At 52.7% G+C, this 23,789-nt stretch carries 23 protein-coding genes; 2 read left to right on the forward strand and 21 right to left on the reverse strand.

The features are described 5' to 3' along the window. Nucleotides 1-5: 5 nt before the first annotated feature. Together ACJHWT_RS10315 and ACJHWT_RS10320 are read right to left on the reverse strand one after the other, a co-directional pair. Nucleotides 6-1,067: a YcjF family protein gene (locus ACJHWT_RS10315; protein WP_000138730.1), complete on the reverse strand. Its 1,062-nt coding sequence runs from the start codon at nucleotides 1,065-1,067 to the stop codon at nucleotides 6-8. Next, nucleotides 1,064-2,461: a YcjX family protein gene (locus tag ACJHWT_RS10320; RefSeq protein ID WP_000825801.1), complete on the reverse strand. Its 1,398-nt coding sequence runs from the start codon at nucleotides 2,459-2,461 to the stop codon at nucleotides 1,064-1,066. Before ACJHWT_RS10320 ends, ACJHWT_RS10315 begins: the two co-directional genes overlap by 4 nt. A 154-nt stretch (nucleotides 2,462-2,615) precedes the next feature. On the opposite strand from ACJHWT_RS10320, the gene ACJHWT_RS10325 reads away from it, so the two are divergent. Continuing rightward, the gene (locus ACJHWT_RS10325) at nucleotides 2,616-3,614 is read left to right on the forward strand and encodes a LacI family DNA-binding transcriptional regulator (RefSeq protein WP_000075358.1); all 999 of its coding nucleotides are present in this window, start codon (nucleotides 2,616-2,618) and stop codon (nucleotides 3,612-3,614) included. A 50-nt stretch (nucleotides 3,615-3,664) separates the two neighbouring features. Here ACJHWT_RS10325 and ompG read toward each other — a convergent pair whose 3' ends face one another. The 16 genes from ompG to pspA form a co-directional block, all read right to left on the reverse strand. After that, nucleotides 3,665-4,570: a monomeric porin OmpG gene (ompG, locus tag ACJHWT_RS10330; protein ID WP_000735247.1), complete on the reverse strand. Its 906-nt coding sequence runs from the start codon at nucleotides 4,568-4,570 to the stop codon at nucleotides 3,665-3,667. A 44-nt stretch (nucleotides 4,571-4,614) separates the two neighbouring features. Next, a complete protein-coding gene (locus ACJHWT_RS10335; protein WP_000068008.1) occupies nucleotides 4,615-5,697 on the reverse strand; it encodes an ABC transporter ATP-binding protein in 1,083 nt (360 codons plus the stop codon). Between the two features lie 13 nt (nucleotides 5,698-5,710). Further along, nucleotides 5,711-6,370: a beta-phosphoglucomutase gene (gene pgmB, locus ACJHWT_RS10340; RefSeq protein ID WP_000775763.1), complete on the reverse strand. Its 660-nt coding sequence runs from the start codon at nucleotides 6,368-6,370 to the stop codon at nucleotides 5,711-5,713. Then, nucleotides 6,367-8,634: a kojibiose phosphorylase gene (gene ycjT / locus ACJHWT_RS10345; RefSeq protein WP_065203370.1), complete on the reverse strand. Its 2,268-nt coding sequence runs from the start codon at nucleotides 8,632-8,634 to the stop codon at nucleotides 6,367-6,369. Before ycjT ends, pgmB begins: the two co-directional genes overlap by 4 nt. Then, nucleotides 8,631-9,686: a Gfo/Idh/MocA family protein gene (locus ACJHWT_RS10350; protein WP_000833580.1), complete on the reverse strand. Its 1,056-nt coding sequence runs from the start codon at nucleotides 9,684-9,686 to the stop codon at nucleotides 8,631-8,633. Before ACJHWT_RS10350 ends, ycjT begins: the two co-directional genes overlap by 4 nt. 9 nt (nucleotides 9,687-9,695) lie before the next feature. Next, the gene (locus tag ACJHWT_RS10355) at nucleotides 9,696-10,484 is read right to left on the reverse strand and encodes a sugar phosphate isomerase/epimerase family protein (protein WP_001317795.1); all 789 of its coding nucleotides are present in this window, start codon (nucleotides 10,482-10,484) and stop codon (nucleotides 9,696-9,698) included. A gap of 18 nt (nucleotides 10,485-10,502) precedes the next feature. Further along, nucleotides 10,503-11,555 carry a zinc-dependent alcohol dehydrogenase gene (locus ACJHWT_RS10360; protein ID WP_000737350.1) on the reverse strand — a complete coding sequence of 351 codons (1,053 nt, stop codon included), beginning with the start codon at nucleotides 11,553-11,555 and terminating at the stop codon, nucleotides 10,503-10,505. 30 nt (nucleotides 11,556-11,585) lie between these two features. Continuing rightward, nucleotides 11,586-12,428: a carbohydrate ABC transporter permease gene (locus ACJHWT_RS10365; RefSeq protein WP_000224666.1), complete on the reverse strand. Its 843-nt coding sequence runs from the start codon at nucleotides 12,426-12,428 to the stop codon at nucleotides 11,586-11,588. Next, the gene (locus tag ACJHWT_RS10370; protein ID WP_001080796.1) at nucleotides 12,415-13,296 is read right to left on the reverse strand and encodes a carbohydrate ABC transporter permease; all 882 of its coding nucleotides are present in this window, start codon (nucleotides 13,294-13,296) and stop codon (nucleotides 12,415-12,417) included. Before ACJHWT_RS10370 ends, ACJHWT_RS10365 begins: the two co-directional genes overlap by 14 nt. Nucleotides 13,297-13,316: 20 nt before the next feature. After that, nucleotides 13,317-14,609 carry an ABC transporter substrate-binding protein gene (locus tag ACJHWT_RS10375; RefSeq protein ID WP_000597433.1) on the reverse strand — a complete coding sequence of 431 codons (1,293 nt, stop codon included), beginning with the start codon at nucleotides 14,607-14,609 and terminating at the stop codon, nucleotides 13,317-13,319. Nucleotides 14,610-14,622: 13 nt separating this feature from the next. Further along, nucleotides 14,623-16,302 carry a glucosylglycerate phosphorylase gene (ycjM, locus tag ACJHWT_RS10380; RefSeq protein WP_001317794.1) on the reverse strand — a complete coding sequence of 560 codons (1,680 nt, stop codon included), beginning with the start codon at nucleotides 16,300-16,302 and terminating at the stop codon, nucleotides 14,623-14,625. A 213-nt stretch (nucleotides 16,303-16,515) separates the two neighbouring features. Beyond that, nucleotides 16,516-16,830: a thiosulfate sulfurtransferase PspE gene (gene pspE / locus ACJHWT_RS10385; protein WP_000473128.1), complete on the reverse strand. Its 315-nt coding sequence runs from the start codon at nucleotides 16,828-16,830 to the stop codon at nucleotides 16,516-16,518. A 74-nt stretch (nucleotides 16,831-16,904) separates the two neighbouring features. Further along, complete coding sequence (gene pspD, locus ACJHWT_RS10390; RefSeq protein WP_001295585.1) at nucleotides 16,905-17,126, reverse strand: phage shock protein PspD; 222 nt, start codon at nucleotides 17,124-17,126, stop codon at nucleotides 16,905-16,907. Between the two features lie 8 nt (nucleotides 17,127-17,134). Further along, nucleotides 17,135-17,494, reverse strand: a complete 360-nt coding sequence (gene pspC / locus ACJHWT_RS10395) for an envelope stress response membrane protein PspC (RefSeq protein WP_000907387.1) — start codon at nucleotides 17,492-17,494, stop codon at nucleotides 17,135-17,137. Then, nucleotides 17,494-17,718, reverse strand: a complete 225-nt coding sequence (pspB, locus tag ACJHWT_RS10400) for an envelope stress response membrane protein PspB (RefSeq protein WP_001274963.1) — start codon at nucleotides 17,716-17,718, stop codon at nucleotides 17,494-17,496. Before pspB ends, pspC begins: the two co-directional genes overlap by 1 nt. 53 nt (nucleotides 17,719-17,771) lie before the next feature. Beyond that, on the reverse strand, nucleotides 17,772-18,440 hold the full coding sequence (gene pspA, locus ACJHWT_RS10405; protein ID WP_000511018.1) for a phage shock protein PspA: 669 nt from the start codon (nucleotides 18,438-18,440) through the stop codon (nucleotides 17,772-17,774). Nucleotides 18,441-18,606: 166 nt separating this feature from the next. On the opposite strand from pspA, the gene pspF reads away from it, so the two are divergent. Further along, on the forward strand, nucleotides 18,607-19,584 hold the full coding sequence (gene pspF, locus ACJHWT_RS10410; protein WP_001317793.1) for a phage shock protein operon transcriptional activator: 978 nt from the start codon (nucleotides 18,607-18,609) through the stop codon (nucleotides 19,582-19,584). A gap of 119 nt (nucleotides 19,585-19,703) precedes the next feature. Here the strand turns inward: pspF and puuE are convergent, their stop codons facing one another. Genes puuE through puuC form a run of 3 tightly spaced genes read right to left on the reverse strand, consistent with a single transcriptional unit; the run spans nucleotide 19,704 to nucleotide 23,776 of the window. Continuing rightward, nucleotides 19,704-20,969 carry a 4-aminobutyrate transaminase gene (puuE, locus tag ACJHWT_RS10415; RefSeq protein WP_000069208.1) on the reverse strand — a complete coding sequence of 422 codons (1,266 nt, stop codon included), beginning with the start codon at nucleotides 20,967-20,969 and terminating at the stop codon, nucleotides 19,704-19,706. A 37-nt stretch (nucleotides 20,970-21,006) separates the two neighbouring features. Next, nucleotides 21,007-22,287, reverse strand: a complete 1,281-nt coding sequence (puuB, locus tag ACJHWT_RS10420; RefSeq protein ID WP_000134833.1) for a gamma-glutamylputrescine oxidase — start codon at nucleotides 22,285-22,287, stop codon at nucleotides 21,007-21,009. A 1-nt stretch (nucleotide 22,288) separates the two neighbouring features. Then, nucleotides 22,289-23,776, reverse strand: a complete 1,488-nt coding sequence (gene puuC, locus ACJHWT_RS10425; RefSeq protein ID WP_001009160.1) for an aldehyde dehydrogenase PuuC — start codon at nucleotides 23,774-23,776, stop codon at nucleotides 22,289-22,291. Nucleotides 23,777-23,789: the final 13 nt, after the last annotated feature.

Here is a 23,789-nt window from a genome sequence, read left to right on the forward strand (position 1 = left end):
TTGCATTATTTTTCGCTGGGCGTTTTGCCTTTTTGCAGCGTCTCTTTCACCTGACCGATAAGCTGACGACGGAAATCCCCGAGGCGAGGTTTGTCATCTTCAATCCACGGCAGCGGGCGGCAAAGTTCCATAGCTTTAATCCCCAGTCGTGCCGTCAGAAGTCCAGCACCAATCCCCTGAGCTGCCCGGGTAGACAAACGCGCAGCGAGATCTTGCGACATCCAGTCCATCCCCACTTCGCGCACCAGTTCGCTGGCTCCGGCGAAAGCGATATTCAGCAATACCAGCTTAAACAGGCGCAAACGGCTGTAATATCCCAGTTCAATGCCATACAGCGTGGCGATGCGATTAATCAAACGCAGATTGCGCCAGGCGATAAACGCCATATCCACCAGCGCCAGAGGGCTGACCGCAATCATCAACGTTGATTCCGCTGCCGAACGGCTGATTTCGCGCCGCGCCTGGGCATCTAAAACTGGCTGGACCAAATGCGCATACAAACTGACCACTTCACGGTCGTTTTGCGTTTCATGGATTGAGGCATACCAGCGTTGCAGCGCCGGATGTGACTGATCGATGCCCGCCTGCTGTGCCAGTTTTTCGCAAAATGCGCGGCCTTTACCCGTGCCGTGACTATGCAATAAATCACGCGCTTCGTCGCGTTCATGGGCGCGCTGTCGCAAGCGCCATAAGCGCCGCCACTCTGTTACCACAGAACCTACGCCAGCGCCGATAATCAATGCCCCAGCGGCACATCCACCCAGCGCCACCCAGTCCTGGGTTTGCCAGGCGTTCATTGTCCACTGTACACCCTGCCCGACAACGCTTGCGCCAAACAGAGCCAACCCGCCCATCACCATTTTGCGCCACAGGCTGCGTTTCGGACGTAACGCTGCGTCCATCACCGCTTCAACTTGCCCCTCTTCTTCCTGCGCTTCGTCGAGCGTGGCCGGGGCAAAATTTTGCGCCTGATTTTCGTCAAAGGTCTGCTGCGCCCTGAATTTTGGATTCTGATCGACCTCCAGTGGACCGTCGAAATCAATACGTGGTTTTAACGGTTCGGTCATCGCAATTTATCTCCTATTAAAAATTCCAGCGCAGCATCAAGGCGAATATGCGGCAGCGGTTTGTCGACATCCATCACCTGCGGACGAAACGCCTCAAACTGGAAGCCTTGCTTATCCCAGAACGCCTGACCGGGCAAACGAGCGGGAACTTCGCCAGGATAAACAGTGAGCGGTGCGCCATCGCTGAGTCGATTACCGCGCAGCGCCGGGATTTTCTCACCGTTAACATCAATAATGCCGCTGGTGGTCGCCTGAACTGACGCCAGCCCCAGGCAGTCCATGCTGATCCCTTCGAACGCCGCATTTTGCCAGGCATCCTGAATCAGTTGTTGCAGTAATGAAACCATATTAGCGTGCTGATCGATGGTCACATGGTCCGCTTTAGTGGCAGCAAACAATAGCTTATCGATAACCGGCGAAAACAAACGCCGGAACAGGGTACGCTGCCCGTAGTGGAAACTTTGCATCAGCTGCGTCAGCGCCAGACGCATATCATTAAATGCCTGTGGTCCACTGTTGAGCGGTTGCAGGCAGTCCACCAGCACAATCTGGCGGTCAAAACGCAGGAAGTGATTTTTATAGAATCCTTTCACCACCTTCTCGCAGTAATAATTAAAACGCTCGCGCAACATTCCGGCGTTGGTGTGTTTATCGGCCTGCGCCAGTTTAGACTCGCCCCAGGCATCGACATCTGGCCATGGGAAGAATTGCAGCGCGGGCGCACCTGCCATATCTCCCGGCAAGACAAAGCGCCCAGGCTGAATAAAGTGCAGCCCCTGCTGTTTACAGTGGTGGAGATAATCGGTCCACGCGGCGGCAATGTCTGCCAGCCGGTTTTCGTCGGCAGGCGCTAGCGGGTCCAGCCCTTCGCACATCATTCGCCATTTCGCCGACCATTCGCCGCGCTGACCATTGAGTAAGCCCGTCATCTGGCGCGACCAGCTTAAATAGTCCTGCGCCAGCATCGGCAGGTCGAGCAACCATTCGCCGGGGTAATCCACAATCTCCAGATACAGCGTGGAGGTATCCTTAAAGTGGCGCAGCAGCGAATCGTTCGATTTATAGCGTAGCGCCAGGCGAATTTCGCTGACGCCGCGCGTTGGCGTCGGCCAGGCGGGAGGATCGCCATATAACTGCGCCAGTCCTTCATCATAGGTGAAGCGCGGAATGCCAAAGTCACGCTGGGGAATGCGTTTTACGCCCAGCAGGCGTTCTTCACGCACCGCACTTAATAGCGGCAAACGTGCTCCGGCATGAATATTGAGCAACTGATTAACCATCGCGGTGATAAACGCTGTTTTGCCGCTGCGGCTAAGTCCGGTTACAGCGAGGCGCAGATGTCTGTCGACACCCCGATTCACCAGCGCATTAAGTTCATTTTTAAGTCGCTTCATTGCTGTCCTGTGCTGCTCTGAAGACCAGAAAAAAATCATTCGTAAGGATATGAATGTGGGGGCCAGGCCATTGATTATCAACTGCCCGTGTTGTCATCGACGGGCGAACTCCATAAGATGTGCAACATTCACGTTCGGACGGAGTTCCTGACCTATGTCCCCTACTATTTATGATATTGCCAGGGTTGCAGGCGTATCAAAATCCACCGTATCACGCGTGCTGAATAAGCAAACCAATATCTCCCCGGAAGCGCGCGAAAAAGTGTTACGGGCCATTGAAGAATTACAGTATCAACCAAACAAGCTGGCACGCGCGCTGACCTCTTCGGGTTTTGATGCCATTATGGTGATTTCTACCCGTTCGACCAAAACTACGGCGGGTAATCCGTTTTTCTCGGAAGTTTTACATGCCATCACCGCCAAAGCTGAAGAAGAAGGTTTCGACGTGATATTGCAGACGTCGCACAACCTGGCAGAAGACTTACAAAAATGCGAAAGCAAAATTAAGCAGAAAATGATTAAAGGCATTATTATGCTAAGTTCGCCAGCGGATGAGTCATTTTTTGCCCAACTCGATAAATATGATATTCCGGTGGTGGTAATTGGCAAAGTTGAAGGTCAATATGCCCATGTTTATTCTGTCGATACCGATAATTTTGGCGACAGCATTGCGTTGACCGATGCGTTAATTGAAAGTGGGCATCAAAATATTGCCTGCCTGCATGCTCCGCTTGATGTCCATGTCTCGGTTGACCGCGTTAATGGCTATAAGCAAAGTCTGGCTGCGCATAATATTGCAGTGCGTGATGAATGGATTGTTGACGGCGGTTATACCCATGAAACAGCCTTGCAAGCCGCACGGCAATTATTAAGCCAGTCGCCGTTGCCAGAAGCCGTATTTGCCACTGACAGCCTGAAATTAATGAGCATTTATCGTGCGGCAGCAGAGAAAAATATTGCTATTCCGCAGCAGTTAGCGGTGGTGGGCTATAGCAATGAAACGCTGTCATTTATTTTAACGCCTGCACCAGGCGGCATCGATGTTCCGACGCAGGAGTTAGGTCAACAAAGCTGCGAGTTATTATTCCAGCTAATTGCCGGAAAACCGTCACCACAAAATATTACCGTTGCTACGCATATGTCGTTGAAATAAATGTATGCCGGATTTGGCGCTCGCCCCGCATCCGGCAATTTAGCACAATATCAGAACGAGTAATTCACCCCAACACCCGCATAATGGAATTTATCGCTGTCGCCTTCGTCGTGATCCTGCCACTCAAACGCGTATTCCAGCGAAACGGAAAGACCATTCTGGAAATCATAACCGTAAAATAACCCCACACGGTTAAAATCATGGCCTTCACGTTCAATATCATCCTGCCAGTCCCAGTTACTCCAGCGATCCAGCCCAATGCGCGTATACGGCGTCACCGAGTGGTTGCCGAGCGTCAGCGGCAAATAGGCGCGAATTTCTTGCGTGGAAAACTCACCGTTATTGCGGCTATCATCCATATTGAAACCGCGCTCGAGATAATAGTTCACTCGCAAGGCAACCGTTTCGTTGAAGGTATATTGCAGACCCGTTTCCGTTTCGACACGGGTATCAGCATAACCGGTCGTATTCAGATCGTTGGCAAATTTATACATCGACAGCCAACCGTTGAAACGTAAATCGTCAGTCAGTTTCACATCCCAGTCTGGCGCAATTTTCCAGCGCTGCATATTCGCCGTGTCTTTACCCGGTTCATCAACGTAGTGATAACCATAATTACGGAAACCACCAGTCAGACCGAAACTGAAATCATCGCTTTCGAGGAACTGATAATGTACCTCCAGCTCCGGGCGATCAAACCACGTTCCACGTTTACCCGCGCTATAATCTACCGGCCCTTCCTGATAATAGGCCAGAGAAATTCTCCACGGCCCGTTGGCGGCATTAAAATAGACAGAAGGCTCCGCCAGCCCATCCATATCTTCGCCATAACCCTCGACGTTTTCTATTTCGTACATCGCGCCGATATTAAAGTGCCAGTCGTTCTTTTCCTCGGCCTGTGCGCAGGCCATTCCCGCACACATCACCAGTGCGGTACAGGGTAATAATTTTTTCATTATTGTTCCTTGTATTATCCTGGGGGAATGCCTTCCCCCTGTATTTAGCGAATTGCTATTTCCGTTTCTGCATCAAAGAAATGACATTTAGTCATATCAAAATGAATAGTGATATTTTCTCCTGCATGATAATCATTTAACGCACCAGCACGGACCACCAGTTCGTGCCCCCCAACCGTGGTGTAGAGCATAAATTCAGCACCGGTTAATTCTGCCACGCTAATTTTGGCGGAAATGTTATTTTCCTCTTGCGCTTGCGGCTGAATATCTTCCGGGCGTATTCCCATCACAATGGGCTTATGCAAACTTTCCTGTGTTTTCAGAACCGCTAATTTCTCCTCGGGAATGGTTAATTTAAGCGTTTCCGTAACGAATTTATCGCCATCAATCGTGCCGCGAATAAAATTCATTGCAGGTGATCCTATAAATCCGGCAACAAACATATTCGCGGGTTGGTTATAAACCGTTTTCGGCGCACCTACTTGCTGAACAATCCCATCCTTCATAATCACAATCCGCGTCGCCATGGTCATCGCTTCGGTCTGATCGTGGGTCACGTAGATCATGGTGGTGTTCAGTTTCTGATGCAGCTTGCTGATCTCTGCGCGCATTTGCACGCGCAGCTTGGCATCCAGGTTAGAGAGCGGCTCATCCATTAAAAACACGCCCGCTTCGCGCACAATCGCCCGCCCAAGCGCCACTCGCTGACGTTGCCCGCCGGAAAGCGCGCCCGGCTTGCGTTTCAGGTACTCACGCAGGCCGAGAATTTGCGCCGCCCAGTTCACCCGCTCATCAATCACCTCTCTGGCGATTTTTTGCATCTTCAGGCCAAACGCCATGTTGTCGTAGACCGTCATATGCGGATACAGCGCGTAGTTCTGGAACACCATCGCGATATTGCGTGCTTTGGCTGGAACGTCATTCATTCGTTTGCCGTCGATCAACAGATCACCGCCGCTGATCTCCTCAAGCCCGGCAATCATACGCAGGGTGGTCGATTTACCGCAGCCCGACGGGCCGACAAACACGATGAACTCTTTATCGGCAATCTCCAGGCTGAAGTCCTTCACCACATGCACCTGGTTATCGTAGATCTTTTGAATATGTTGTAACGAAAGCTGTGCCATGTTGATTCCTTTGCTATACGTTTTGCCAGAAGGCCGATAACCGCGGCCAGGTCAGGGAGTCCGTTGAGGGCAACAATAATTGCGCCCCGGTTAAGCCCGCGCCGATCCCCACCGAGCGCATACCGCTGGCGTTAATGGCGTCAATGCCCGCCTGCGCATCTTCAATGCCGATACATGCCTGCGGCGGCACGCCCAGTCCGGCACAGGCGGCGAGAAAGATTTCCGGGTCCGGTTTCGAGTTTTTAAGTTGGGAAGCGTCCGCGCAGAAGGTGAAAAACTCGCGCAGCTCCAGCGCTGCTAAAATCGTCGGCGCATTCAGGGAGACAGAAGCCAGCCCTATAGGGATCTGCTGTGCACGGAGATCTGCCAGCAAATTGCGAATGCCGGGCAGCACAGCATTAACCGTCAGTTCGCGCAGTGAGTGGACGTAGAGCAGATTTTTGCGATACGCCAGTTGAGCCCTCTCCTGCGGGTTAAAGTCGCCCTCTTTGCCCCCGTGTTGCAGAATGCGCCGCAGAGACTCATCGCGGCTGATCCCTTTTAGGGATTCGTTAAACTGCGCATCAATGCTGATGCCAATTTCAGCGGCAATCTGCTGCCACGCCTTGAAATGCAGATGCGCGGTATCGGTGATTACACCATCCAGATCGAAAATTACCCCTTGCAGTTTCATTCATCCTCCTGATGCGTGGTAGCGGTCCCATTGAAGGGCAAAATAAAATCACCCAAACAGAAAACAGATTCTTCAGCCACAGATATAAGCTGCCCGTTCAAACGCAGTGAAACGGGCGCAGAAGTTCGAATCGCAATACGCTGCGCGTCGAGAGTGACCTGTAATTCGCAGCCCTGCCAGAACAGAGGGAAAGACAACTGTTGCCACTGCTCAGGTAACGCTGGATTGAGATGCAATTCACCGTTACGCACGCTCACCCCGGCAAAACCCTGAATCGCCCCCAGCCAAATAGCGCCAGTTGCGGCTGCGTGGATACCGTCATCACAGCTATGCGGATCAGCACCAAGATCGATTTCAGTCCCCTCCCGCCAGAACTGATAACTTTGCGCCAACAGGCCACAGCGTGCGGCAACAATGCCGTGGATCGCTTTACTCAGTGAAGAGTCGTGAATGGTGCGCGGTTCATAAAATTGCAGATTGGCAAGACACGATGCCGCTGAGTACTGCTCCGGCAGCATGTAATTGAGCATCACCACATCAGCTTGTTTGAGGATCTGCATCTCGTTCACTTCTGCGCGTGAATAATCCAGCAGAATGGTTTGCTTCCCCGCCGCCGCTTTGTATTTCGCCAGATTAATCGCTGGTTTCGCCATAAACGAATCATCCTGCGGCAAAACGCCGTCAGGCTGAATTTCTGGCAGCCGCAGTTCTTTGAGGAATATTTCGGCACGATGAATAAACGCGTCGTCGCTACAACCAAACTGACGAGCGATATTCAGCGCCTGCTGGACGTTGTAATACGCCATATAGCTGGTGAAGGCGTTATTATTGACATGTTCGGTATATTCGTCTGGCCCAATAACATCATGAATTTCCAGACGGTCGTTAACCCTCACCGTGCGGCTAATCCAGAACTTTGCAGTTTCCAGAAGTAGCGCCATGCCTTCATGAGCAATGAAACTTTCATCCCCCGTGGTCTGCCAGTATTGAACAACCGCCCAGGCGATATCGGCGACCAGATGATGTTCCGCCTGCGCCGAGGCCACTTTTTGCCGCAGCCCGGTGCGAATGTTAATGGCGGCAAATTCCGGCGTCTCTTCTTCGCCGCTGCGCGCGCTTTCCCACGGAAATAGCGCGCCCTGCCAGCCGTTGCGTCGCGCTTTCTCCTGCGCGCCTGGCAAGTTGTGCCAGCGATAACGCAGTAAACTTCGGGCAACCGTCGGATCGCTAAACAGATGAAACGGCAGTAAAAATACTTCCGTATCCCAGAAAACGTGGCCTTTGTAGCCTTCCCCGGTCAAACCTTTTGCCGCAATACTGCTGCGCTCGTCGTGAGCAGGCGTCATGATGCGTAGGTGATAAAGCGCATAATCTAACGCTTGCTGATCGTGCGCATCGCCACCGTTTACCGTGATACGACGTTTCTGCCACCATTGACGCCAGTTTTCTGTGGATGCTGCAAGAAGTTGGTCGTAACTCTGCTGTACATACATTTCAAGCTGACGAAGCGATGCACTGCCCCACTCGTCTAAAGCGACGAGTCTGTCGTCCCGCCAGTCGATCCACACCCGTTTTTGCAGCGTCAGCGTTTCGCCTGCGTGAAGTTGCGCACTGGTATGTTGCAGCAAGCGGCGCTCTTTGGCGGTATAGCATTGCTGCACATCACCGCTCACCTTACAGCAACAGCTGATGGCCACATCACTGCGCCCATCCTGGGTGGTGTAGATCCCCTGCATCAGATGCTGACCAAATACCCGCAACTGGGTTTCGTCGAGATGTTGGCGACCGTGGTTGGTTTGCGTGGCGTCAATGCCTGTTGAAATCAGCACTAACGCGTCGGCGTCCAGTGGCGTAATAGTGATTTCCAGCGCAATGAGCGGCAGTTGGTCTGCCGAAACAAAGCGACGGCTGACGATGGTGTAACGCGCGCCGTTACTGGTACACCAGACAACGTTGCGGCGTAATTCGCCACTGGCAAAGTCAAGCTCACGCTGCCAGGCTTCGCGGGATAACGAGAAAACCTCACCATTTATGGCAATCTCCATCCCCACGACATCAGGCAGGTTCACCAGTTCGTTGATTTCACCCTTACCCGCTCGATGATACAGCCCCGCCAGATACATGCCGCGCGTCTGGCGCGTGTAATCTTCTTCATGGCTGGCGCGAAGCCCAAGATAGCCGTTCCCCTGCGCCATCAGTGAAGCATACTTGTTCAGGGTATGCTGGCTGAAATGGGGTTCTGATAACGTTACTAGCCTGGTCATAATTCAACACGCGTCCCTGTTTCTGCGGATTGATACAACGCCGCCACCAGTTGCTGGATGATGTACCCCTGCTCGGCGTCGGCTATCATCACGGGCTTGCCCTGTACGTGATTGATAAAGGCTTCCATGCTGCGCAAATGGCGGTTGTCGTCTGCCATTTCCCGTTGCATCAGCGTCATTAATTCACCGTTGTTATCGGTGTAGAGATGTGCCGGAAACAGCGTCGCACCGGCTTTATCACCACAAAAGCTGACATTCATAATCGACTGTTCGCGGATGTTGAGTGCAAATGACGTTTCCAGCCACAGAATGCCGCCGTTATGAAATTCAATGGTGCCAAACAGCGAATCTTCGACGCTGTAAGTTGCCGGATCCCACTCGCCAAATTGACCACAGCTCTTTTGTGTGCCGATCTTTTGAAAGCTATGCGCGGTCACGCTTTTCACCGCCGGAAAGCCCAGTACATACATCGCCGCATCCAGCATATGAATGCCGATGTCAATAAGCGGCCCGCCGCCCTGCAATTCTTTATTGGTAAAAACGCCCCAGCCGGGAACGCCGCAGCGACGCAGGGCGCGGGCGGTGGTAACGTAAATCTCTCCCAAAACGCCGTTGGTCACCTGTTCACGCAGCTGTTGCGTATCGAGTGCAAAACGATGGTGAAAGTCGTAGGCCAGCACCTTGCCCTGTTTGCGCGCGGTATCGCACATTTCCCGCGCCTGTTCTGGCGTCATGGCGGGCGGTTTTTCGCACATCACATGGCAGCCCGCTTCCAGCGCCATCAGGGTATGTTCGTAATGAAAACGGTTAGGTGAGCAGACGCTAACCACATCAGGTTTCACCGCCAGCAGCATGGCCTGCGGATCGTCCCACACGGATGCATTCCCGTATTTTTCTGCCAGCGCCTGCGCCTGGGAAAGGCGGCTGTCACAGACAGCCACCAGTTCCAGATCGTTGCGGGTGCAGTAGTACGAAGCATGAACTTTATCCGCCACCTGGCCCGCGCCTATTATCGCGACCCGCAGCGGAGAGCTTGTCATTGCACTTTTCACAAAGACCTCTTAGCAGGTACGCAACCAGGCCAAAGAATCACGGTACGCCTGGGCTGGATCTTCCGCCCGGATGCGCCCTTCGTACACCACATAGCCCTGATAGTTATCCGCGCGCAGCTGTTCAAACAGCGCGTGGAAATCCAGGGTGCCGCTGCCCGGCTGGTAGCGATGGTTATCGGCAATATGCACATGACCGAGCAGGTCGCGGTTGTCATGCAGCGCCTGCGCCAGGTTATCTTCTTCGATATTCATGTGATAGAAATCGCCGATAATCTGTACATGTTTAAGATCGTTTTCGACGATGTAACGGCGGGCATCGGCGAGGGTGTTGATCATGTGATCCTGATAACGGTTTAACGGTTCGAGGTACACCACGGTTCCGGTACATGCGGCCACCTTTTCCAGTACGCGCAGGGAATCACTCACCATTTTGCGGTCGCCGTCCAGGCTACGCGGCGAGGTCATCGGCGGTAAGCGGAAGGTAAACATGCCCCATGCAGCCGGAACGACGATACCTTTACCGCCCACTTCTGCCAGAGCTTCAAGAATGCGTTCGATCTGCTTTAAGCCATTAAGTCGACGCTCTTCGATAAAGTCGCCAATCCAACCGTCATAGCCACCGCAGGCGGTGGTCACCGGTAAACCGGTTTCTTTGATTGCTGCTTTGACTTCTTCGAGATTGTTGACCAGCAGTTTGCCGTCAATCTCAAAACCATCGAAACCCATCTCTTTGATATAACGAAATTTCTCCAGAATGTTTTCCGGAAAGAACGCCTGATTCTGTGTGCCGATTTTCATTTTTTTCATTCCTTTGAATTAAAACGTAACGCCCATTTTGATGCTCTGTTCCGGATGCTGGTCGACATACTGCATGTAGCTTTCCGGGCTGTTAGCAAAGGTCACCACCGGGTCGATTAAATCTTCACAATTGAGATAACCGTTCATCAGCAGTTCCCAGCAGGTTTCTTCAATACGCTTGCGACTCCAGCGCGGATAATCCGGGTTCGGCTCGCTGCACGCACGGGAGAAAACAATTTTGGCGTTGTTGAAATGCGCTTCGCGTCCGAGGTTAAAACCTTCGGCAAACGGTTTGGCAAACGCGACATACGAGATGGTGCCGCCATATGCCAGACCTCGTAGCGCCGATTGCAGCGCGTCGGCATAGCCGCTGGTTTCGATAATCACATCGGCACCCTGCTTGCCGGTTAGCGTTTTGATCTCTTTGCCTACGTCAGTGCCAATGGGGTTAAGGCAGAAATCCGCGCCATGGCGACGGGCAATCTCACAGCGATGGGCGATAGGATCGACGCCAATCACCACCGACGCGCCAGCACGTTTAGCCAGTTGAATGGCAATTTGACCGATCGCGCCAAGCCCTACCACCACCACAAAATCGCCCACGCGCACATTGGCATCGCGCACGCCGCTCATGGCAAACTGCGCCGGGTCGTAGCAGACAGCGTTTTTCCACGAACTGCCTTGCGGCATTTTGCGCAGCTTGTAGTTATTCACTGCGTTAATGATGACCGTCTCGGAGAGCGGGCCGTAGCCGCATACGCTGTCGCCCACCGCGTAGTCGGTAACGTCGCTGCCGCACTCGATAATGTCGCCAACCACCATGTTGCCAAGCTGGAATTTGCCAAACTCAATGCCGCGCGGCGCATCTGCCGGACGCGGGGTGAACATCTGCCATTCGCCGTTAAAGTCTTCATCGATAAACGGACTGGCAGCGCGGAAATCGACCACTTCCGTCCCGTGCTTCGGTGCGCCGAAGCGCACGCGGATCTTCACTTCATTGGCTAAAATCGCCCGATCTTCATACTCAACCAGCGCAGCAACGCGCGGTGCTGTGGCTACTAACTTTTTCATGTAAAACTCCTTGTAAAGAAACTCGCCGCTTTAGCCCTTCACGCCACCGGCGGTCAAACCACTCTTAATAAAACGTTCCGAAAGCGCGTACATAATCACCACCGGCAATGCGGTCACCAGCGAGGCCGCCATCATCCGTCCCCAGATGTAATCAGGCGTACTGAACAGCGCGTTCAGTCCCACAGGTAAGGTGAAATTGCTGGCGCTGGAGAGGAAAATCGACGCAAACAGATAGTCGTTCCACGCCACCATAAAGCAGTAGACGAACACGGATATCAGCCCGGACATCGCCAGGGGCACGGTGATACGGAAGATGATTTGCAGACGGTTGAGGCCATCCATCATCGCCGCTTCTTCGATCTCATCAGGGATGGTGTCGAAGTAGCTTTTCAGCATAAACACGGCGGTGGGCAGGGTTTGCGTCACCATGGTAATGATCAGCGCCATCTCGGTGTCGTAAATACCAAGCGCGGTGATGATTTTGAACAGCGGCACCACCAGCAAAATGCCAGAGAACATGTACACCGTGTAAAAGCTGGCGTTGATGGTCATCCGGCCTTTAAAGCGCAGGCGGGAAAGCGCGTAAGCTCCGAGAATGCCGAGAAATACCGCCACCACGGATGAAACCACCGACACCACCATGCTGTTACGGAAGTAGTCGACAAACGGGAAAATCATCGGGTTAAAAATGTCGACATAATGCTCCAGCGTCCACTGTTGCGGCAGCAGCGTAGGATGCAGCGAGATCGCCTCTTTTGCGCTCTTGAACGAGGTCATCAGCATCACAAAAAACGGAAACAGCGTGATGATGAGAAACAGCGCCAGCCCGCAGTAAAAACCGATGCGACTGAGTGTGCGTTTATTTGTTGCCATTGAGGTTCACCCGTTTTCTGGTCAGCAGAATGACAGCGAAAATAATGATGAAGAGCACCACCGAGATCGCCGCCGCTTTCCCTAAGTCATTAAAGGCAAAGGCGGTTTTGTAGAGATAGACACCGAGAATATCGACCTTGGTCGTCAGCAGATAAACATCCGCGAACATGTAGAACATCCAGATGGTGCGCAGGGTCACCACCGTCGCCAGGACCGGCATAATCGCGGGCAGCGTGACGATACGAAACCGTTGCCAGGCATTAGCGCCATCCATCTCTGCCGCTTCGTACAGCGATTTGTCGATGGTCTGCAAAATCGCCAGAAACGAAATAAAGGCATACGGGAAGTAGCGCCAGATGGCGAACAGCACCACCAGCACAAAGCTACTGCCCGGATTATCGAACCACAGCGGTGCCTGCTCATAGAGATGCAGAAGATCGACGCCGAGGTAGTTCACAATGCCGTAACCGTTGTTGAACATGTATTTCCAGGCGAACACCAGCGAAATAGACGGCGTTACGTAGGAGAGGATCACCAGCGAACGCGCGGTTTTGCGCAGGCGGAACTCGCGGTTGAAAAACATCGCCACGGCCAGCCCGAGCACGGCGCTGCCCGCCACCACCAGTGTGGTATACCAGACCGTCATCCACAGCGAGTGCCAGAAGCCGGGATCGGAGAGAATACGCACGTAGTTGCTCACCCCAACAAACGTTGACTCGATGTTGGGATTAAGCGGCAGACGTAAAAAACTGATTTCGATATTCGACACCATCGGCCACGCCACCAGACCGCCCAGCAGTAATAAGCTGGGCGCGAGAAGCAACAGCGCAAAGGGCATATCGGAACGACCTGAAAAAAGCCTGTTCATTGCGGATTCCTGTCCTGGGTTTAGCGCTGTTCAACCAACTCATCCAGCTTTTTCTGGCTCGTTTGCAGCGTGCCAGGGAGGTCGGCTTTACCCACGGTGACGTTATGCACCATGGAGCTCACCACGCCAGAACCCGTCACATCGCCCATGCGGGTAAAATTTTTATCCCCTACTGCGCCAAAGACCTGAATATTTGGCAGTTCGCTGATTAACTGATTTGGCAGCTCACCCAGCGCCTTAATAACGTCGTTGTCTTTCCAGGTGGCGGTAGTGACAACCGCTTTGTTCACCGGCAGCGCCGCGCCTGGCGACATCATCACCCAGTCGGCAATGTTGTCTGCCTGCTCCATAAAGGTGACAAATTTTTCAGCCGCTTCCGTCTCTTCGGCCTTTTGCCCGGCGGTAATGGTCAGCGAGGTCAACATGCCGTAGACCGCAGAGTTTTTCTCGGTGGGTACAACGAAACCAACGTTTTTCGGATCGCCCTCTTTAATCACAGCCGGAAGGATATAGGTGGAGTAAATCGCCATCGGCGCGGTGCCGTTCATAAAAGCGTCTTTCACTTCCATGATGTCGTTAGAACCCGGCATGGTGTTGGCAGCAAGGTCGCGGTAATAGGTCAGCGCCTGCATCATCTCTGGGGTATCAAGGGTGATTTTGCCTTCGGCGTTAAAGACGTTAGCCTGATTGGATAACGCAAACTGGGAGAAAGATTGTTCCGTCAGCACACTTTCTGCCGTAGGCAGTGCAATGCCATATTTTTTATTCGCCGGGTCATTCAGTTTCTGCGCGACATCCAGCAATTGCTGCCAGTTTTTCGGCTCCTCCAGCCCGGCTTTTGCCAGCACATCTTTGCGATACCAGATGCCGCCAATCCATGCGCTCACGGGAACACCGGTCCAGGCGCTGCCATCTTCGGTGCGCACAATACGCAGTACGCCATCGTAGAACGCGCCTTCACCAACGTTGCTGATGACCGTGGCAACCGCTTTACGATCGATAAGCTGCTCTTTGTCCATAACTTTGGCGTAGTCATGGCTGGTTTCGATCACTTCCGGCAGCGAGCCGCTACGTGACAGGGTTATGACTTTGGTGTTATAGGCATCTTCTTCCACTGGCACTTGTTTAACGGTGATGCCCGGGTTTTCTTTTTCAAAACGGGCAATCAATTTACTGATAACGGCCTGGCGCTCCTGCTCCACCGAAGAATGCATAAATTCGATGGATACATGGGTTTTATTTTCTTCTTTACAGCCTGAAATCAGGGCGCAGGAAACCAGTGCTGATAACAGCACGATTTTTGATTTAATCATGAGATGTTCCTTTTTATTTAATCCACATAACCTGCCAGGGGCGCAGCGTTATTTCATTACCCAATATATCAACTTCACTAATCAGATCCCGACCATGCAGATCAGTAATATTTATATGCTGAATATTTTCACTGACATTAAACAATCCTGTCAGACAATTACCATCCGCGTTGCTTCTTTGAATACACATTACGGATGAATTAACCGTATCGATGGTAAAATCATTATCCGGATGAAACTCGTTATGGCTGCGACGAAGTGTAATTAAACGCGACAACTGATGATATACCGCATGCCTTAATGTAGCTTCATCGTTCAGTTCCTGTGTTATCTCTTCACTGTGATATTTTTTACGGTTAATCGCACGGTTATATCCGAGTTTTTCGACACCTGCGTAATCATTACGCGAGCCCAGAATACTTTGAATATATATCGCTGGCACACCGGGGAAACTTAACAAAATCGCATGGGCAAGGATAAACCTGGCACAACGTTCTACATCGCTACTCTCGCGGCGGCTTAACGCATCCATATAGGTGACATTTATTTCATAGGGACTGCGCGTACCGTCGGGATTATTTTTCCAGTTTACTAATGCACCTTCCTGCTGTAATGCCTCGACCAGCGCTAATATTTCGCTTTCTGGTAACAAGCCACGCAGTGGGTTCAACCCGATGCCATCGTGAGAGGCGAGGAAGTTAAACCAGGTGGTGTTGCTGGAAGGTAGTGTCAGGTTTTGCGCCCACGCACAAAGCGCCTCAACGTTCTGTTTTTGCACCGCATGCAGCACCAGCGGCGGCAGCGAGAACTGGTACACCATATGCGCTTCGTCATCGCCTTCGCCAAAGTAAGCAATGTTGTCTTTATGCGGAACATTGGTCTCGGTAATGATCACTGTACCTGGTGCTACGTCATCAATAATCGACCATAACAGCTTGATAATCAGATGTGTTTTTTCCAGATGGATGCAGCTTGTTCCTGGCTCTTTCCACATAAAGCCAACGGCATCCAGCCGGACATATTCTGCGCCCTTTTCCAGGTAGCACAGCAATACATCCACCATCGCCAGCAACACTTCAGGGCTACGGTAATTGAGGTCAATTTGATCGTCGCTAAAGGTGGTCCATAAATGGCGCGTGGAATTATCGCGCATCTGGAATGGCGTTAATAACGGTAACGCACGCGGGCGAGTGACGGCGCTGAGATCGGTTTGCGGGTCAACGGCAATAAAAAAATCTTCAAAACCTGGCTGCTGTTGTAAATAGTTTTTAAACCATTCACTTTTTGCCGACATATGGTTGCAGACAAAATCAAACATTAAATGACTGCATTCACCGAGTTGCTGAATATCCTGCCACTCCCCCGCTTCACTGGCGACCTGATGATAATCAATTACCGAAAAGCCATCATCAGATGACCATGGATAAAACGGCAACAAATGAACATGTGAAAAAATGCTTTGAAGCCATTGAGGGTAAAACTGATTAAATGTGGGTAGTGGTTTTAAATCATTACTGTGAAATTGATCAGCATAGGTAATTAACACGACATCACTTTCATCCCAGTGTTTTTTACGTCGCTGTGTAATTAATCGTTTCGCACTCTCAAGACGCGTTACAAGTTTCTGTAAATGAGTTGCGGTAAATGTTCCACCGTAGATTTCGTCCAGGTAATCCGTAATTTTCTGTTCCATGTTGCCTTTCCGTGGTAGCGGTCCCATGAAACGAGAGACTACTCCGCAGAAAATAAACTGTCAATTGAGCACAAGGGTTTTAGTCACGCAGGAAATCATTTTTTACCAGGGAAAAAGCGTATTTGTGAGCTGACGCAAATAATCTATGGGGATGTACATAAGGTGTGACAGAAAAAGTAAACGGCGCATAAGCGCCGCTTAGGGTGGATTCTTTTAACCTTTGACCTTCGGCATTGCGATGTCTTTCAGGCCACCGGCGTTCTCAACGTGGGTATATCCCATCTCGCTAAGGATCTCTTTTGCCTGCCCTGACTGGCGTCCGGCATTGCAATACACTTTCACGGTGTCGTTTTTATCCGGAACGGCGGTGGCAATGCGCTCTTTCACTTCCTTCAGGGGAATATTGATGGCCCCCTGAACGTGCTCTTGCTGATACTGCTCAGGAACACGAACATCGATCCAGTGTTCAGCGGCGAAAACGGGCAGTGAAAACACCAGTGTCAGAGCAAGTAAGCCTTTTTTAAACATGTAAGCGTCCTTCTATGGATGAAAATTGCCATCCATAATACGCCTTAGCTTTAACAATTTTTGCGAAACTCCCCTCACCTTTTATAACGCTGCGCCAGTTTATTGGCAGCCCGACTTAACAGCGGTTCCAGCGCCACAGCCAGCAACATTTTCAGCGGTCGGCGAGCAACTGATTTTATCGCCCAGCCCGCCACACCCGCCGGGCCATAGCGCAGTGCGGTAAGAAGTACCAGCTTGCCTGCTAATTTGAAACCAGGCTTCACCTTTTGCCCGGCCTGTTGCCAGCGAGTATTCATAACTTTCCTCACAGTTGACGGAAACGGCTACGTAACGTGAAAGTATCGGAAGTGACATAACGTTCCATCTCGCGTAAACGCGTTTCACTTGCCGCCAGTTCACGGTCGACTTCATCCAGCAATTCACTGCTGGAAGGTAGCTGCTCACCAAAGGCCATGTTGTCCGGCATTGGATCAAGCGCAAATGACAAAATGATGTAAGCAACCAGGGTAAACAGCGCCAGACCGAAGAAAATCGACAGCACCACCAGGATACGCACCAGTTTTACTGGTACATCAAAATAGTTGGCAATCCCGGCGCAGACGCCACGGACCATGCCCTGCTGTGGAATACGCCATAATTTTTTATTGAGATTAATGCCCGCCATTAGCGATCCCTCCAGTTCGGATGTTCTGCATCAAGAATGGATTCCAGCGCCTGAATACGTTCGCGCATCCGTTTTGCTTCATCAGCCAGTTGCGCTAATCGCTGCTGCTCACTTTGCGACAATTCACTGCGACCAGAACGATTGCTGTAATGCAGCCATAACCAGATCGGTAAAACAAACAGCACAAAAATGGTTAACGGAATAGCCAGAAATAGCGCGCTCATAAGGACTCCTTAGACGATGAGCGGCGGCGCGTTCGGACGCCGCCTGGATGTTATTATTGATTGTCTTGCTTCATTTTGGCTTTTAATTGTGCCAGTTGCTCGCTGATTGCATCATCGGCTTTCAGTTCGGCAAACTGATCGTCCAGCGATTTTTGTTTACCGAAGCTGTGGCTTTCTGCTTCCGCTTCCATCTGGTCAATTCGACGTTCGAAAGATTCGAAACGAGCCATTGCTTCATCCAGTTTGCCACTGTCCAGCTGACGACGCACATCGCGCGACGAGTTTGCCGCCTGATGGCGTAACATCAATGCCTGCTGGCGAGCGCGTGTTTCGCTCAATTTGTTTTCCAGCTCGCCGATCTCTTTCTTCATGCGTGCCAGCGTATCGTCCACCAGCGTCACTTCATGTTCCAGGCTCTTAATCAGATCGGTCAGTTTCTGTTTTTCAATTAACGCCGCACGCGCTAGGTCTTCTCTATCTTTCAGCAGTGCCAGTTCGGCTTTTTCCTGCCATTCAACTTCACGCGCCGACGCTTGTTCAATACGGCGAGTCAGCTGTTTCTTTTCTGCCAGCGCACGCGCCGAAGTAGAACGTACTTCAACCAGTGTATCTTCCATCTCCTGGATCATCAGACGCACCAGTTTCTGTGGATCTTCCGCTTTCTCTAACAGAGCGTTGATGTTGGCATTCACGATGTCGGCAAAGCGAGAAAAAATACCCATAATGTTGTCCTCTTGATTTCTGCGTTCAGGATTGTCCTGCTGAACTATTAATACAATTTGCGTGCCAATTTTTTATCTTTTTGATTTATAAAGATCTGATTGAAGAATCAACAGCAACATGCCAGGATGAATTAGCGAATTACACTAACAAGTGGCGAATTTCATCATGGCAGAATACAAAGATAATTTACTTGGTGAGGCGAATAGCTTTCTCGAAGTGCTGGAACAGGTTTCGCATCTCGCACCACTGGATAAACCGGTGCTCATCATCGGCGAACGCGGCACCGGTAAAGAGTTGATTGCCAGCCGCCTGCATTATCTCTCCTCCCGTTGGCAAGGGCCGTTTATTTCCCTTAACTGCGCGGCGTTAAATGAAAATCTGCTGGATTCCGAACTGTTTGGTCACGAAGCGGGGGCGTTTACCGGTGCGCAAAAACGTCATCCTGGGAGATTTGAACGTGCCGATGGCGGTACGCTATTTCTTGATGAACTCGCTACGGCACCGATGATGGTGCAGGAAAAATTATTGCGTGTGATTGAGTACGGTGAACTGGAGCGCGTTGGCGGTAGCCAGCCATTGCAGGTGAATGTGCGGTTGGTATGCGCGACGAATGCCGATCTCCCGGCGATGGTCAATGAAGGCACTTTTCGCGCTGACCTGCTCGACCGGCTGGCTTTTGATGTTGTGCAACTGCCACCCCTGCGCGAGCGCGAAAGCGACATTATGCTGATGGCAGAACACTTTGCCATCCAGATGTGTCGGGAAATCAAGCTGCCTCTGTTCCCGGGGTTTACGGAGCGCGCCAGAGAAACATTGCTGAATTATCGCTGGCCGGGAAATATTCGTGAATTGAAAAACGTGGTGGAACGTTCAGTATATCGCCACGGCACCAGCGATTATCCGCTTGATGACATTATTATTGATCCCTTTAAACGGCGTCCGCCTGAAGACGCTATCGCCGTTTCAGAAATCACCTCGCTTCCAACACTGCCGCTGGATTTACGTGAGTTTCAGATGCAGCAGGAAAAAGAGTTGCTGCAACTCAGTTTGCAACAAGGGAAATATAACCAGAAGCGCGCGGCTGAATTACTGGGGTTAACCTATCATCAGTTCCGCGCGTTGTTGAAAAAGCACCAGATTTAGCGAAGTTGGGCAATACAACTTGCCGGATGCGGCGTGAACGCCTTATCCGGCATACATAATCAATACGTTGTTTGCAGGCCTGATAAGCGCAGCGCATCAGACATTATTGCGTTGGGCTATTAATCGTTCAGCGCATCCTGCAAAATTTTCATTGCCGCATCGAATTGCGCATCCGGGATGGTCAGCGGATACAGGAAACGAATCACGTTGCCGTATGCGCCACAGGTCAGCAGAAGCAGCCCCTGCGCCAGCGCGCGTTGCTGGATTTTCTGTGCAATCGCCGCTGACGGCTCGCCCGTTTGCGGATCGTTAAACTCTGCCGCAATCATAGACCCCAGACCGCGTACCGCCGCGATGGCCGGAACGCTTTCTTTGGCATCAATCAACGTGTTTGTCAGGCGCTGGCCCAGTTGATTCGCGCGTTCACAGAGTGATTCTTTGTCGATAATGTTGAGTACAGCGTGCGCGGCAGCCACCGCCAGCGGGTTACCGGCGTAGGTGCCGCCAAGCCCGCCCGGCGCGGGTGCGTCCATAATATTCGCGTTACCGACCACGCCCGAAAGCGGCATCCCGCCCGCGAGGCTTTTCGCCATCGTCATTAAGTCTGGCTTGTCAGCATAATGGTCCATGGCAAACAATTTACCGGTACGCGCAAAACCGCTTTGCACTTCATCAGCAATCATCACAATACCGTGCTCGTCGCACAGGCGGCGAATGGCGGCAACCAGCTCTTTTGGCGCAACGTTGAAACCGCCTTCGCCCTGCACCGGTTCGAAAATAATCGCCGCCACCTGCTTCGCTTCAATGTCCGATTTAAACAAGCGTTCGATGGCGTCGAGGGAGTCCTGCGTTGAAACGTCATGTAAATCTGACGGATAAGGTACGTGATATACCGAACCGGGGAACGGGCCGAAGCCGATTTTGTACGGCGCGACCTTTCCGGTCAGCGCCATGGTCATATATGTACGACCGTGGAAGCCGCCGCTAAACGCAATCACGCCAGGGCGTCCGGTATGGGCGCGGGCGATTTTCACCGCGTTCTCCACCGCTTCCGCACCGGTGGTGAAGAACGCAGTTTTAGCCTGCCCGCTCACCGGGGCAAGGGCGTTGATTTTCTCCGCCAGGGTGACGTAGCTTTCGTACGGCACAATCTGATACGCCGTGTGGGTAAACTGTTGCAATTGCTGCTCCACCGCCGCGACCAGATCAGGGTGGCGATGCCCGGTATTCAGCACCGCAATGCCTGCGGCGAAATCGATGTATTCGTTGCCCTCTACGTCCTTCAGCATGGCGTTTTCTGCCGACTGGGCGAAGAAGTTACACATCACGCCAACCCCGCGAGGGGTAGCAGAAAGACGACGCTGATGGAATTCATTGTTGCTCATGTTTCACACCTTTTGACTCTTCACTGTTAATCGGAAATTAAACGCCCAGACGATCGCGCAGGCTGTAATAAGCCGCGCCCATCGCGGTAAACGGAACGCGCAGCGTGCGCCCGCCGGGGAACGGGTAATGCGGCAGATTGGCGAAGGCGTCGAAACGCTCGGCGTCACCGCGCAGCAGTTCAGCAATCAAACGCCCGGCGAGGTGGGTACAGGTGACGCCGTGGCCGCTGTAGCCCTGCATGTAGTAGATGTTGGTATCGAGGCGACCAAACTGCGGCATGCGTGACAGGGTCAGCAGGAAGTTGCCCGTCCAGCGGTAATCAATTTTCACGCCCTTCAGTTGCGGGAAGGTTTTCAGCAGTTTCGGCACCACAAGGCGCTCAACATCGTCCGGGTCGCGTGCGCCGTAGACCACGCCGCCGCCGTACAGCAGGCGGTTATCGGCGGTAAGACGGTAGTAATCAAGCAGATAGTTACAGTCTTCCACACAGTAGTTTTTCGGGATCAGCGAACGGGCTAAATCTTCCGACAGCCGTTCGGTGGTGATCACCTGCGTGCCGCACGGCATGCTGCGTTTCGCTAGTTCCGGCTCTACTTTATCGCCCAGGTAGGCATTCCCGGCGACAATCACATACTTCGCCGTCACCTGACCATTGGCAGTCCGCACCACGGCTGGCGTGGTGTGCTGGATCTGCGTCACTGCGGAAAGCTCATGCACGCGCCCGCCGTTCAGGCGGATGGCATCGGCTTCACCAATGGCGAGGTTTAGCGGGTGAATATGCCCACCGCTGTGATCCAGCAGCGCACCAGTGTAGCGATCGCTGGCGACCTCGCGGCGAATAGCGTTGGCGTCCAGCAGCTCCAGCTGTTTATTGCCGTAGCGTTCCCAGTTCTCTTTCTGCTCTTCGAGTGTGGCGAGCTGTTTATCATTCATCGCCACAAACAGACCGCCGGGGCGATAGTCGCAGTCAATCTGATAACGTTTGATACGTTCGCGGATGATCTCGCCACCCTCGAACATCATGCTGCCGAGCATACGGGCGGTATCCATGCCGTAGCTTTTTTCGATCACGTCGATGTCGCGGCTGTAGGAGTTCACAAGCTGCCCGCCGTTGCGTCCGCTCGCGCCAAAGCCGATGCGTGAGGCTTCGAGAACCACCACGTCAAAGCCCGCTTCCGCCAGATGCAGCGCGGAGGAAAGCCCGGTATAGCCGCCGCCGACCACGCAAACGTCGCAGGAAATCGACTCATTCAGCGTGTCGAATGGCGCGTATTTATTCGCACTGGCGGCGTAGTAACTGCTGGTGTGTTCGGTCATTTCAGGCCTCCAGGCTTATCCAGATGGTTTTCAGTTCGGTGAATTTTTCAAGGGCATGCAGGGATTTGTCGCGCCCGTTGCCGCTCTGCTTATAGCCGCCAAACGGCACGGTCATATCGCCGTCGTTGTAGTTATTGACGAAGACGGAGCCGGCTTTCAGGCGGCGACTCATGCGGTGCGCGCGGGAGAGGTCGCGCGTCCATACCGCCGCGCCAAGTCCGTACTGGCTGTCGTTGGCAAGCTGTAGCGCCTGTTCTTCTGATGTGAAACGCGTGACCACCAGCACCGGACCGAAAATCTCTTCGCGGCTTAAGGACGCATTCGGGTCTACCTCCACAAAGATGGTCGGGCCGATGGCGGCAGCCAGCTCGGCGTTACGGCCATCCAGCAGCAGTTGCCCTTTGCTTTCGCCTTCCCGAATAAAGCTATGGACCGAGTCGGCGTGGGCGCAGTCGATTAAGGTGCCCATGGTGGTTGCGGGATCAAGCGGATGGCCCGGCTGCCAGTTTTGCGCTTGCTGTTTTAACAGGGCTAAGAATTCATCGGCGATGCTCTCTTCCAGCAACAGGCGCGTTCCGGCGATACACACCTGCCCCTGGTTGTAGAAAATGCCCGCAGCGGTCGCGCTCGCCGCTTTTTGCAAATCCGGACAGTCGGCGAAAACGATGTTGGCGCTTTTGCCGCCCGCTTCCAGCCAGACGCGTTTCATGTTGCTGTCGCCCGCGTCCTTCAGCAGCTGTTTCCCGGTGCGGGTTGAGCCAGTAAAGGCAATGGCATCGATATCGTTATGGCGCGAAAGCGCCTGCCCGGCTTCATGACCAAAACCCGTCACCACGTTCAACACACCATCCGGCAGCCCCGCTTCTTTCGCCAGCCCCGCGAGACGAATCGCACTGAGCGGTGATTTTTCAGACGGTTTTAGAATCACGCTGTTTCCCGCCGCCAGCGCCGGGCCGAGTTTCCAGCAAGTCAGCAGCAGCGGGAAGTTCCACGGCACGATGGCGGCAATCACGCCGACCGGTTCACGCACGATCATCGCCAGCTCATGGCTACTGGTGGTCGCCACTTCGCCATACACTTTGTCGATCGCTTCGGCGTACCAGCGAATGGCGCGCGCCGCGCCGGGAATATCATCACGCAGGCTGTGACGAATCGGTTTACCGGTGTCGAGCGTTTCCAGCAGCGCCAGTTCTTCAGCGTTGGCTTCCATTAAATCGGCGAGTTTATTCAGCACCGCTTTACGCTTAGCCGGAGAAGAGAGTGACCAGTCGCCACGTTCAAACACGCCGCGTGCTGCGCTCACCGCACGGTCAATATCGACGCTCTTGCCGCGGGCAATATTCGCCAGCGGTGCCTGGGTGACCGGATCAACGGTTTCAAAAGTTTCATTTTCCGCCGCAGCAGTATATTCACCGTTAATAAATAAGCGGGTTTCAATGGCGAGACTTAACGCTTTATCCTGCCAGTAAGCCAGATGATGAAAATTCATTATGACTCCTGTT

The organism is Escherichia sp. WS338, assembly GCF_046486405.1.
Taxonomy (GTDB): domain Bacteria; phylum Pseudomonadota; class Gammaproteobacteria; order Enterobacterales; family Enterobacteriaceae; genus Escherichia; species Escherichia coli.